Below are 12,543 nucleotides of genomic sequence, written 5' to 3'. Positions count from 1 at the left end.
GGCCGGCGCCACTGTCGATCTCGCTGGCGGTCAGGCGTACGTCGCGCCCGGCGCTGAGGCGGGTGTCGTCGACGCTCGTCAGTTGGCTGCCGACCTGGGTGGTAGTCCGCTGATCGACGCGCGCTCTGAGTGGCATGTTCACCCCCCAGTCATGGGCGGTGTCCTCGCCGGCCTCGAGGCGAATGTCGCGGCCCGCCTCCACGGCCAATGCCGCTTCCGAGGCAATGTCGCTGGCCGTGACCACCACATCGCGACCGGCCTCCAGGGTGGCATCGCCCCCGGCGGTGAGACTGGCACCGAGTTGCGTGGTGCGTGTGCTGCCCTGCCTAATGCCATACTCACTGGCCTTGTGCCGGGCATCGGTCACGGCCTCGGTGACGATATCGCGCCCCGCCTGAAGATCGGCATCGCCCTGGCTGACGATCTCGGCGCGGTTGACGATATCGCGCCCGGCGCTCAGCGCCAGACCGTCGCGGGCGCTGATCAGTCCGCCCTCACCCAGGTAGGTCTCATAGGATTTGTCGTAGCCAGCAGTGATCGCGCTGCGGTCGTTGACGATGTCGCCCTCGGTGGCCGTCAGGCTGACCTGGCCGCCGCGAATCTCGCCGGCCAGGGCGTTGCGGATCGAATCCTGGGCACTCAAGTCCAGGCGCTCGCCGGCGTCGATCAGGCCACCCTGGAGGATCGAGCCGCCAGTGCTCGCGGTAAGATCGTTGTCGGCGCGGATGGTGCCGACGTTGACCAGGTCGCCACCGGCGATCAGGTCGATGTCGCGGCCCTGGATGAGGCTGGCACCGCGCACGTTGCGCTCGTCGACCTGGGCCAGATAGAGCACCGGGGCGAGTACCGTCTGGCCGTCGACCTGCTGTTCTTCCAGCCACACGATGTCGTGGGTGAGCGCGGCGGTCTGCGCCGGGGTCAGGCCGACGCCGACGCTGAGCCGCAGGGCGTCCTTGGCCGCCACGGCGTTGTCCATCAGTTGGCGGTACTGGGCGTAGTCGTCGTCCAGCGAGTCGTTGAGGAAACGCTGCCCGGTGTTGGCCAGCACCGCGTCGCGGATCAACCGCGATTCGTAGCGCCCGTCGCCGAGCAGTTGGTAGGCGCCGTCGGCGGTATAGTCCAGCTTGTCGAGCAGGTAGTCGGAGCCCATCAGCTGGTCGGCACTGGTGAACTCGGGGTTGGTCTCAATCAGGTAGCGGCTCTGCGGCGAGGTATTGCGCACGAACAGCCCATAGCGGCCTTGTGGCAGGCGGAACGAGGAGAGCTGGGTCGGCGAGACACGCTCAAAGGGCACGTCGTGATAGGCACCCGTTCCATCCGGCGGGGATGATGGGGTAGCGTCAGTGGAGCGACGGTTGAGGGTGATATCGAGTGAATTGACAGGGCCACCCGTGACGCTATTGCCTAGATTGCCATTGATCTGGGTACGGGTGTTGTTCCTGATCGCCCCGTTCTGAAGGCTATTACTGGCATTGATAGTCACTTGTTTTCCTGCCTGAATCATGGCATGCGATAACGTCCCGGTGGTTTCATATGCCTGCGTATCACTTTTCAACGCCATATCGGCGAAGAAACTGGGAAGTGGCGCACTGGATCCGCTCGGTTGGTTCCATGACTCGGTGTCTGTATATAACAGCCAGGGCACTGAATAGCCATTTCCTGAATCATACCGCTGGTCTGTTATCAAATATGATGAGCCGGGGCTCAATGGGCCCTCTTTCTCCATCTGCTCCAGCATTCTTCGAGCTGCCTCTTTAGGATTATTTTCATATATCCCATTTATAATATCTTCCAGCTTCGCAATATCCGCTGCATATCCACTCTTAAGGTCGGACACTTGATAAACCTGAACTCCATCTAGAAATTCTATGTCCCTTCCATACTGGCGCACACGAGTTGTTATCGTTGAACTACTTCCCCTATTATGGAAATGATCGGATTCGATCTCCACATTACCATTTGCGGCCATCAGGCTATTGCCATTTAGAAAATCAGCCGACTTAATCAGCAAGTTTTCCCCAGCAACTATCTGGCTCCCAGGAGAATCTACTACCACTTTATTTTTCAAGATGTCCGTGACGGAGAAATCTTGAAATACCATGCGGGACACAAGCACCCATACATCGGGGATGGATCCATTATTGTTATTTCTCCCAAGCCAATGGCGATACCGCTTTGCCACATAGTTTTCTGTCGCTATTTCCCTATCGGCAAGCTCGAATACCTCTTCATAGGCATCCTTGACATTGAGGAACTCCAGAGCCGACAAGGTGATGTTTCCCTCGGCCTCGATCGTCCCCGAGCGGTTCTCGAGGCGCTCCGCCATGGCATGGTCGTCGTTACGCGCGAAGTCGAGATTGCCGCGGCTGTAGATCTCGCCGTAGCGGTTGAACAGGTGCGTGCCGAACAGGGTCATGTCACCGCCGGCGAACAGCAGGCTGTCGGAGCGGTTGTCGATGCGGCCGCTGCTGTCGATGTTGAGGTTGCCCTGGCTGCCGAGAGTGCCGTGGTTGTCGAGGTGGGCGGTGGTGATGGTGATGTCACCGATGCCGGTGAGGAAGCCCTGGTTGTCGAGTTTGCCGTCGAGGTGGTAGGTGGAGGTGCCGCCGCTGGCCAGGCGCCCGTCGAGCTGGGTGAGGTGACGGGCGGTGACGTCGAGGTCGCCCCGGGTGGAGATCAGGCCGTGGTTGGTGATGTCGCCGCTGGCGTGAATGGCGAGAGCGTCGTTGGCGAGCAGTTCGCCACGGTTGTCGAGGCTGGCCATTTTTAGGTTCAGACTCGTGGCGCTGGTAATGGTGTCGCCGGCAACGAGGGTGAGGCCCTGGTCGAGGGTGAAGCCGAGCGCGTCGTTGAACTTCCACTCGCCGACATCGTCGAGCCGGTCCAGCGTCACCTCGCCGCTGCCGGTGCCGTGCACCTGGCCGCCGGTGTTGGTGACGCTATCGGCGTCGAGGCGTAGCAGCCCACTGCCGGTATGCGTGAGTTGCCCTTGGTCGTTGAGCAAGGTACCGGCGTCGAGCGTGGCGTTGTCGCTGGCGACTTCGAGCCGGCCGTTGTGGTTGTCGAGGGTGCCGGTGATGGTGAGGCGGCTGGTGTCACCGCCCAGGGCGCGCAGGTCGCCGTTGGTATTGGTCAGTTTATTGGCGTCGACCGTCAGGGTGTCGGTGGCTTCGATGGTGGCGCCGCTGTTGTCGACGCTGTCCGCGTCGATCTCGATGGTGCCGGCGGCGATCAGGCCGTCGGGGTGGTTGTCGAGGGTGGCGGTATCGACGGCGATTTCGCTGGCCAGCAGCCGGCCGTGGTTGTGGGTGGCGGCGGTGGTGGTCACCGTGAGCGTCTGGGTAGCAGCGAGGTGGCCATGGTTGTCGAGTTGCTCGGTGCGGACGGTGAGGTCGGCGCCGGGCTGGAAGGTGTCGTTCTCGATGCCGGCGATGACGGTGCCCTGGTGGTCGATCGTCTGTCCGGCGTTCAGTGTGATATTGCCGGCGCTGGTCAGGCGGCTGTCGACGTCGATGTCGAGGTCATCGCGGGTGCGCACGGTGACGGCCTGGCTGCCATGGACGTTGCCGCTGAGCGTGGCGTAGGTGGCTTTGGCCTGGATCGTCCCGCTGCTGGAGGCGTTGGCCAGACGCAGCTGGCCATTGGCATCGATCTGGATGTCGCCGTCGCTGGCGGCCATGTCGCCGGCCAGTTTGACGCCCACGCCGCTTTCGGTGCCGACCAGGCGGATGCTGCCGGCGTACATGCCGCCCAGGGCCGAGGAGTCGATGGCCAGTGCCGGGGCCTCGCCCGTGCCCTGGCGCGCGCTGGTCGCCAAGGTCTCGGCGTCGACGTCGTTGGCGCCGGTGATGACGTTGAGGTGCTTGGCGTGGATGGCGGCGTTGATCTCGGCGGCGCGGGTGATGATGTCGAACTGGTCGACCTGGGTGGCGTCGAGCCCCAGGCCTTCGATCGCCACCCGCCCCTGGTCGACGGCGAAGCGCTCCAGATCGCCGTCCTCGATGATGGGCTGGCCAGTGGAGAGCGTGACCCGCGGGCTGTTGATGAAGCCGCAGCCGTTGCAGGTGATGCCGTAAGGGTTGGCCACCACCACGTTGGCCGCGCTGCCGGCGACTTCGGTGTAGCCTTCGAGCTGACTGGGCCGGCCGCCGTTGACTTCGTTGATGATCAGCCGCGCCGCCTGGCCGCGCAGGTTGGGGTTGCCGACGATCAGCCCACCGAGTTCGGTGGATTGCAGCTTGCGGGTGGCGTTGTTGAGGATGACGCCGCGGCGGCCGACGTTGTAGTCGGTGAATGTGTTGTGCGATAGCCCGCGCCCGTTGGGGGTGGCGATATCAACCACCGGCACGCCGTTGCCGGCCCGGTCCAGGGAGGTATTGCCGCTGCCGGGGGCGACGACGATGCCGTCGGCGAGCACGATGACCGGGTGCCAGAACAGGGCACTGATGAGGAGGATGGCAACATACCGGCTCAAGGGGCTACGGATGTTCATGGTGGTGGCTTCCCTGCATCACTGTCTTCGTTTTGTTCGTGCGTGCATTGCCGATGTCGCCGCCTATAAGAAGGCGGTGACACTGAAATACACCGGCGTTTCCCGCTGTGGCAGCGCGTCGGGGCGTTCGAGCGAGTGGGCGACGCTGAGATTGGCGGCGAGGTGCTTACCGCGCAGGCCGAGGCCCAGGGCATAGCCACTGAGACGACCGTGGAGTTCGGGGTTGTACTGGCCGTGATGGATCACGCCCACGTCGTAGGCCAGCGAGGCTTCGACGGTATCGAACACCGGTCGGGCAACATCGAGCGGGCGTTGCCAGGTGAGCTGGTTTCGCCAGTACCCACCGCTGTCTCCACTCAGGGACTGCTCCTTGAAACCACGTACCGAACTCTGGCCGCCAAGGCTCAGACGTTGCGGGCTGTAGAGGACGTCATCGCTCCACTGGCCATGCAGCAAGCTCGAAACGCTCAGTGACTGCTGGAACAGGGAAAAGGGCTGGAGATAGCTCAGCGTCAGGGTGGTCTTTTCGAACTGCGCCCTCGGTGTGCCGGGGATATCGGTGCTGTCTCCCTGGGCGCCGAGAATGGTCAGGCCCCGGTGCCAGCCGAGGTCGGCATTGAGCAATGCTTTACCGAGACGGCGACCGTGGTTGAGGCCGAGGCTCAGTTCGCTCAGGCGCTGGCTGCTGACCTCGATACGCGCGCCATCGATGTAGTTGCGCGTCGACAGGCGACTGAGGCCGACACTGGCTGCCGTCTTGCTGACGCTGTCGCGCCACAACAGACGCTCGGCCTGTAGCCGGTGCCGTTCGCTCGTGCCGTCGAGGGTGAAGATGAAGCCGTTGGCTTCGGCAACGGTGAGGTAATCGCTATCGGTGTAGCTATAGGAGAACGTCCAATCGCCATATGGCAGGCTGTAACCGAGATAGCGACTGCTGGAACCGATATCGGATTGGCGTGTGACGTCATGGCCCCACTGGGCGACGAACTGGTCGGCGAGCCCCAGCGGGCTATCCCACTCGACACTCGCGCTCCACTGCTGTTCGCCGGTCCCGCTGCTGCCGTCATTGTTGCGCCCCAGTGAGACCCGTAGCGGCTGCCCGATCTCGCTGGTGACCTGGACACGGCTGCCGCCCACCGTCTCGCCCGGCACCAGTTCCATGGTGGACTGACGCGATGGCAGGCGATTCAACTGGTCGATCAGTTGTTCGAGATCGCGGAGGTTGAGGGGATCGCCCACCTCGGCCGGTGAGGCCATGGCCAGTTCGCGGGGCGTCGGCGTGTCACCCGCGCTTTCCAGCGCCTCGATATGGCCCTCGACGACGACCACCCGCAACTGCCGCCGGGACAGGTCCTGCTGTGGCAGGTAGGCGCGCGAGGTGACGAAACCGCGCTCGGTGTAGGCCTGGGTGATCTGTCGCAGCAGTTCGTTGAGGTCATCCACCGCCAGGCAGCGCCCGGCAAAGGGGTCACTCAATTCGTGTTGGCGGCGGTCGCTGAGCAGGGCGACACCGTCCAGCTCGATGGTATCGATCGCAAAGCATTGGGCTTGGGGTTGTTCAGGCGGCGCTGGAGGTGCTTCGCGCTTGCCCGGCAGGCGTTGCAATTGCTGCAACTTGCGCTGCTGCTCGTCCAACAGGCGCTGCTGGTCGTCACGAATGAAATTCTCGTTGGCCGTTCCGGCACTCACGTCAGGCGGTGAATCGACCGCCATGGCTGTGGTACTCCACAGACAGAGCGTGATCCATCCCCACCAGCCCGGTAATCGGCGTCTATTCACTACGCATTCCCTGCTATGAACTTACTCCTCAGGGCAATAACGGCAGCGGAGAGAGAAACTTTAAAGAAAGCTTATCCAGATTGCGCTACTGCAAACCATTTCTGGTCTACCAGGCCGACATATCCCCACCGATACTCTCGGGAATTTTTATGGATACCTCCAAAAAAATCCCGGAACCAACTTCTCGTCACCCCATTTTGACCTGCCCGACATACTTGTTACAAATCAACTGGTTAACGTCATACCTCTCATATCTCCAAAGTGGTATTCCCATTATTTTCAGCGATTTTAGCCACATTTATTCGCCCGCTTTCACGACATATCTTTGTCCTCATCAATGATATCCAGCGCCAGTGTAATTCATGGCTGGCGGTGAGGAATCACGCAAGCGAGGGGACGGATATGTCCAATACCAATGTCAACTTACAGGCCCTAGAAAAGCCTCGGCTCAATGGCGACCTGCATGTGTGGGACGTCGAGGACGAAAGCTTCTGGGAACGCCAGGGCAAGCGCATCGCCAACCGCAACTTGTGGATATCGATTCCCTGCCTGCTGGTGGCATTCGGCTACTGGCAGATGTGGGGCATGTTGACGGTGCAGATGAACAACCTCGGCTTCCCCTTTTCCGAGGCGCAGCTCTTCACTCTGGTCGGCATCGCCGGCCTTGCCGGCGCCACCCTGCGCATTCCGGCATCGTTCATGATCCGTATCGCCGGTGGGCGCAATACCATCTTCCTGACCACCGCGTTGATGATCATTCCCTGCCTGGGCGCCTATTTCGCCCTGCAGAGTCAACACACGCCACTGTGGGTCTTCCAGCTCCTGGCGCTGGTCTCCGGTGTCGGTGGCGGCAACTTCGCCTGTTCGATGAGCAACATCAGCACCTTCTTCCCCAAGAAGCAGCAAGGCTACGCGCTGGGCATGAACGCCGGCCTCGGTAACCTCGGCGTCACCGGTATGCAGATCCTGATTCCGCTGTCGATGACCGCCGCCGTGTTCGGGGTGTTCTCGGGCGAGCCCATGGAACTGGTACGCGCCAGCGGCACCCTGATCGGTCGCATTCCAGAGGGCACCCCCACCTGGCTGCACAATCCGGCCCTGCTCGGCGTGGTGGTGCTGGTGCCGCTGTGCATCGCAGCCTGGTTCGGCATGAACAACCTGCGCACCATTACCCCCAACCCCGGCTCGCCGCTGGCGGCCTTCGGCAAGATCCTCGGTCTCTACAATCTGGGCCTGGTCACCTCGGCCATCGGCATCTACCTGATGCTGCCCCCGCCGGTGGGCTTGGGGCTACTCAATATGTGGCTGGCCCTGCCGCTGACCATCGTGCTGACGCTGGGGCTGATGCGTCTGATTCCGGGCGAGATCAAGCCCAACATCCAGAAGCAGTTCACCATCTTCAGCGACAAGCACACCTGGTCGATGACGGTGCTCTACATCGCCACCTTCGGTTCGTTCATCGGCTTCTCGGCGGCCCTGCCACTCTCCATCGAGGTAATCTTCGGCTCGATGATGGAGCGGGCCGCCGACGGCAGCCTGGAACGGGTAGCCAACCCCAATGCTCCGAGCGCCATGACCTGGGCGTGGATGGGACCGTTCGTGGGCGCGGCGATCCGGCCGATCGGCGGCTGGATCGCCGACAAGATCGGCGGCTCGATCGTCACCCAGATCATCTCGGCGGTCATGGTCGCAGCCTCCCTCGGCGCCGGATACGTGATGATGCTGGCCTACAACTCCAGCGATCCCAACGTCTACTTCTGGGCATTCCTTGGCCTGTTCATCGTGTTGTTCGCCGCCAGCGGCATCGGTAACGGCTCCACCTTCCGCAGCATCGGCGTGATCTTCGATCAGCAGCGTAAAGGGCCGGTACTTGGCTGGACCTCGGCAGTGGCCGCCTATGGCGCCTTCATCGCCCCGCGGGTGATGGGTGAGCAGATCCAGGCCGGCACCCCGGAACTCGCCATGTACGGCTTCGCGGCGTTCTACGCGATCTGCCTGGTCGTCAACTGGTGGTTTTACCTGCGCAAGAGCGCCTACGTGAAGAATCCGTGATGACGGCAAGGAGCGACTGAACATGGCATCCTCTCGTTTCAAGCAATTCTCGGTGCTGACCGCCAACACCTTCGCCTTCACCATGTGTTTCATGGTGTGGACGATGTTCGGCGAGATCGGCGTACCCATCGCCGAGACGCTGGGCCTCAGCGATACCCAGTTTGGGGTTCTGGCGGCGCTGCCGATCCTCACCGGCTCGCTGGTGCGACTGCCGTTGGGTGCCCTGACCGACCGCTATGGCGGCCGCCCGGTGTTCATGCTGCTGATGCTGGCCACTGTCCCCGCCATCTGGGCCGTGCAGTTCGCCACCCAGTACTGGCAACTCCTGGTACTGGGCACCGTCGTCGGCCTGGCCGGCGGCGGGTTCTCGGTCGGGATCACCCATACCGCCAAGTGGTTCGAGCGCGATCGCCAGGGCCTGGCGATGGGTATCTTCGGCGCCGGTAACGCCGGGGCGGCGGTCACCAAGTATATTGCCCCCACGGTGATCATCGTGCTCGGCTGGCAGGCGGTACCCAACCTGTATGCCGCAATCATGCTGATCACGGCGCTGATATTCTGGTTCTTCACCTTCACCAACCCGGTGCACCGCCAGCAGGAGCGCCCGGCCCTGCGCGATCAGCTTCGGGTGCTCAACGACCCCAGGGTCTGGAAGTACTGCCAGTATTACTCGGTGGTGTTCGGTGGCTACGTAGGCGTGTCGCTGTGGCTGACCCGCTATTACATGCAGGAATACGGCATGGGCATCCAGCTGGCCGCGCTGGTCGCCACCATTTTCGTGCTGCCCTCGGGGGTGATCCGCGCCTTCGGTGGTTGGCTTTCCGATCGCTTCGGCGCCCACGCCGTGACCTGGAGTTGCATGTGGGCCAGCCTCGTGGCGTTGTTCGTGATGTCCTATCCGCATACCCACTACGCCATCCAGACGGTGGACGGTTCACGGATGGAGTTCAGCTTCGGGGTGCCGATCTGGCTGTTCACGTTGGCGCTGTTCGTGGTCGGCATCGCCTGGGGGATCGGCAAGGCCTCGGTGTTCAAGTACCTGTCCAACGAGTACGACCACAACCTGGGGCTGGTGTCAGGGATCGTCGGCCTGGCCGGCGGCATGGGCGGTTTCCTGCTGCCGATCATGTTCGGCGCCCTGGTGGATATCACCGGCATCGCGACCAGCGTGTGGATGCTGTGCTTCGGGGTGACCCTGGTATCGATCGTCTGGATGTGGTGGAGCGAACGTCGTGTCCCGTTGCTGACCCGGGACCGCTATCACCAACCTGCTGTCATCGACACGCCGGCACCGCAACAGGCATGACAAGTCTAGTGCTCGCCACATGGCACCGCAACAGGCTGTGGGTACGGGCGCGCTGTCTGAGGATGACAAGCCGGGCTTCACTCAGTCGCCGACAATGTCCTCGATCCAGGTCAGCGCGGCGACAGCGGTCGGGAAGCCGGCAGTCGGAATCGACAGCAGCGCCACCTGCTTAAGCTCCTCGGCACCAATGCCCTCCTCCACAGCACGCCGCACATGCGAGTGCACGGCACCTTCGGAACGCGAGCCCACGGCCAGCGCCAGCTTGACCAAGCGCCGGGTGCGTTCGTCCAGCGGGCCGGCCTGGGCACAGGCCTCTCCGAGTGCGGCATAGGCATTCCATACGTCGGGATAGCGTTCGGCGACCTTGCCGGCGCCGGAGGGCAGATCATGATTGGACATCATCGGACTCCTTCCTTTGTGGCTTTGCGTGTCATGGGCTCAGACTAGTCCAAGTGAGAGCCATGAGAGAGGGTGGTGTTGAACCGCCGCGCCGATGATATACACAAATACCAGCACGGCCGCGATGGCCGCCAACCCACGCTGCCTGGGCGTACGGCCGCGTTTGATGGCGACGGTCCCCACCACGATGTAAACCACCAGGCCGATCAGCTTGGCTGCCAGCCAAGGGTGCTGATGCGGCCAGAAACGCAGCATCACCATCAGCCACACACCAAGCAAAAGCAACGCGGTATCGATCAGGTGCGGCACTACCCGCACCCACATCCGCTGTAACCGCGGCGACTCGCGCACCGACCACCAGGCACGCAGCACGAACAGCGCCAGGCTCGCGCCGGCGGCGGTCATGTGTAGGTGCTTGATCAGGGAATAATGCTCCATGGGCCTCCCTGCCTACGTTTTGCTGGATACTGCCTACACTCGATCATAACGTCTGCGATGTCACCTTGGCGTGCCGCTGTGCCAAAACCCAGCGCAATACATCGATCACCACCAACAGCGCCAGGCTGCCGCCCATGACCGGTAGCGCCAGCCCCAATGCTACGGCAACTGCCAATATGACGAACCGGGGTAGCCACGACAGACGCACGAACAGCATCGTCAGCGTCTGGGCCTGACCATTGGCAACTGCATACGATCGACGCCGCCACCACATCGTATAGCCCCAGCAAACCAGTGTGGCGAGGCCGCTGGCGAAGGCGGCCAGTGCCAACTGGTTGGGCAGGCCGAACAAGGTACCCATATGCAGATCGATTCCCCAGCGCGTCAGCTTCGCGGCGAGGGGGAACGTGACAAAGTCGGCGCGGTCGGTCACGGCCATGCTATGCGGATCGAGAGCCACCTGATCCACCTGGGTGGGCCAGCTACGATCGATTTCGCGAATCTTCCAGGCACGCTGTGGGCCGGAGGGCGGTATCAATTCAATGGCATCGGCATCGATGCCTGCCTGGCGGGCTGCCGTATAGGCACGATCGAAATCCGTCAGCGTCAGTTGAAAGTCTTGTGCATGAGCCGTGCTGCCACCACTGCCGTGGTTGGCATGGGCGTCGGGTGAATCAGGGGCAGTAGCCGTCAGGTCGGTCGAGACACTAGGCGTTCCCCAGCCCCAGGCATGGCGCAGTTCGGCGATATTGCCACCCGCCCATTGCGACCAGGTCAACCCGGTGGCGGAGAAGAACAGCAGACCGATGAAGGCTATCGCTCCCAGGGTCGCGTGGCGGCGGCGTAGCGCTCCGGACCCAACCTGCGCCCGCAGGACAACCCGGCTCCGCGCCCACAGCACCAACCCGCCAAGGGCCACGAGCCACAGCCAGGAAGCGGCAAGCTCGCTGTACAATCGTCCCACATCACCCAGCAATAGGCTGCGATGGAACTGGTCGATCAAGGTACGCAGGGGTAACACGCCGCTGGTGCCGTAGACCGCCATGTCACCCTTGATAGCCAAAGTGACGGGGTCGACGAACAGCGCGCGATGCTCCGATGAGCCGTACTCTTCACCGCTGAACATGACGCGGGTCGTGCCACCTGGGGGTGCCGGACGCACGGCGGCTGGAGTATTGAGCTGCCCCGACGCTTGTTGCGCGACTTCGATCTGTCGCGAAAGCGGCTGTGATGTGCCATCGCTTTCCGCCGTCAGCGCATCATGGTAGAGCCAGCTTTCGAGCTGTGGCGTCAATGCGTAGGCAATGCCGGAAAGCGCGGCAATCAAGAGAAAGGGCCCGATGAACAGACCGATATAAAAGTGCAATCGGGTAATGAGGGCGAATAGCAACTTGCCCGTACGGCGATTGTCCGCCGACGTGGTTGAAGAGGGCATGAATGAATGCTCCGAGCCGGAAAATCGTGAACGCCGGTAGCGCGACGCTACCCGAATCCAGGCTCAGGCCGAACGCGCAAACGACAATGGTGAAAACGGCAGGCTCGACATACGTGGTGGTGCGCGACCGATGTAGAACGGGTAGTGCTGCTCCGGTGGCGGCGGCGAGGGCGATACGCTTTCGACCCGCCCCTCTTGCGACGGCCCGATGTCAGGCAATGCCAACGGCGGTGCGATGCCCGGCATGTGCAGGAACAGCGTGCAGTAATCGCAGGCCGTCACCTCCCCATAGTGGGAGGGCATGGCGTCGGCCGCTGCCGAGTAATGGGCCATCGCTTCGCCATGCGCGTGCGACGACATGGCAGCAGTCGTCGGCATCTCCAGCAATCGCTGGAACTGGCTGATCAGCGGCCCTGCGAACATCAATAGCAGGGCGCATAGACCAAGCCAGGTCAGAAGGCGATGCCAACGATGCACGAAGCGTGACATGAGGAATCCGCTCAAGATAACGACATTTGCCGATGAGAGTCGTTGACTCTAGGTGAAAACCGCTACGAGTCCAAGCTCACCCAGAGGACTGCGATGATTTGCCGCAATCGCAAATGCCATGCATAGGATGAGGCGACTTTTCAGACACACCGT

Annotated in this window: 8 protein-coding genes; 2 read left to right on the top strand and 6 right to left on the bottom strand. The window is 62.4% G+C overall.

Annotated elements, in window-relative coordinates:
• On the bottom strand, positions 1-4,492 hold a 4,492-nt coding region (locus L861_RS19910), incomplete at its 3' end, for a two-partner secretion domain-containing protein (RefSeq protein ID WP_016418456.1).
• 63 nt (positions 4,493-4,555) lie between these two features.
• A complete protein-coding gene (locus L861_RS19905; protein WP_016418455.1) occupies positions 4,556-6,205 on the bottom strand; it encodes a ShlB/FhaC/HecB family hemolysin secretion/activation protein in 1,650 nt (549 codons plus the stop codon).
• A 468-nt stretch (positions 6,206-6,673) separates the two neighbouring features.
• Here L861_RS19905 and L861_RS19900 point away from each other — a divergent pair, with 468 nt between their 5' ends.
• Both L861_RS19900 and L861_RS19895 read left to right on the top strand, forming a co-directional pair.
• The gene (locus tag L861_RS19900) at positions 6,674-8,323 is read left to right on the top strand and encodes an MFS transporter (protein ID WP_016418454.1); all 1,650 of its coding nucleotides are present in this window, start codon (positions 6,674-6,676) and stop codon (positions 8,321-8,323) included.
• A 22-nt stretch (positions 8,324-8,345) separates the two neighbouring features.
• Positions 8,346-9,629, top strand: a complete 1,284-nt coding sequence (locus tag L861_RS19895; protein WP_016418453.1) for an MFS transporter — start codon at positions 8,346-8,348, stop codon at positions 9,627-9,629.
• Positions 9,630-9,710: 81 nt separating this feature from the next.
• On the opposite strand, the gene L861_RS19890 is transcribed toward L861_RS19895, so the two are convergent.
• The 4 genes from L861_RS19890 to L861_RS19875 all read right to left on the bottom strand — a co-directional run bounded on the left by L861_RS19890 (position 9,711) and on the right by L861_RS19875 (position 12,390).
• On the bottom strand, positions 9,711-10,031 hold the full coding sequence (locus tag L861_RS19890; RefSeq protein ID WP_236617181.1) for a carboxymuconolactone decarboxylase family protein: 321 nt from the start codon (positions 10,029-10,031) through the stop codon (positions 9,711-9,713).
• A 36-nt stretch (positions 10,032-10,067) separates the two neighbouring features.
• Complete coding sequence (locus L861_RS19885; protein WP_016418451.1) at positions 10,068-10,466, bottom strand: SirB2 family protein; 399 nt, start codon at positions 10,464-10,466, stop codon at positions 10,068-10,070.
• Positions 10,467-10,509: 43 nt separating this feature from the next.
• Entirely contained in the window at positions 10,510-11,901 is a 1,392-nt protein-coding gene (locus L861_RS19880; RefSeq protein ID WP_016418450.1) for a PepSY-associated TM helix domain-containing protein, read from the bottom strand.
• A 63-nt stretch (positions 11,902-11,964) separates the two neighbouring features.
• Complete coding sequence (locus L861_RS19875) at positions 11,965-12,390, bottom strand: DUF2946 domain-containing protein (RefSeq protein ID WP_016418449.1); 426 nt, start codon at positions 12,388-12,390, stop codon at positions 11,965-11,967.
• Positions 12,391-12,543: the final 153 nt, after the last annotated feature.

Origin of the sequence: Litchfieldella anticariensis FP35 = DSM 16096 (assembly GCF_000409775.1) — a bacterium.
GTDB lineage: Bacteria > Pseudomonadota > Gammaproteobacteria > Pseudomonadales > Halomonadaceae > Litchfieldella > Litchfieldella anticariensis.
The sequence above is the reverse complement of the archived record's forward strand: the minus strand, read 5'-3'. Positions and strand labels throughout refer to the sequence as shown.

Coding starts and splice junctions, on each gene's coding strand:
- L861_RS19905 (WP_016418455.1), bottom strand. CDS start 6,205: ATGGCGGTCGATTCACCGCCTGACGTGAGTGCCGGAACGGCCAACGAG.
- L861_RS19900 (WP_016418454.1), top strand. CDS start 6,674: ATGTCCAATACCAATGTCAACTTACAGGCCCTAGAAAAGCCTCGGCTC.
- L861_RS19895 (WP_016418453.1), top strand. CDS start 8,346: ATGGCATCCTCTCGTTTCAAGCAATTCTCGGTGCTGACCGCCAACACC.
- L861_RS19890 (WP_236617181.1), bottom strand. CDS start 10,031: ATGATGTCCAATCATGATCTGCCCTCCGGCGCCGGCAAGGTCGCCGAA.
- L861_RS19885 (WP_016418451.1), bottom strand. CDS start 10,466: ATGGAGCATTATTCCCTGATCAAGCACCTACACATGACCGCCGCCGGC.
- L861_RS19880 (WP_016418450.1), bottom strand. CDS start 11,901: ATGCCCTCTTCAACCACGTCGGCGGACAATCGCCGTACGGGCAAGTTG.
- L861_RS19875 (WP_016418449.1), bottom strand. CDS start 12,390: ATGTCACGCTTCGTGCATCGTTGGCATCGCCTTCTGACCTGGCTTGGT.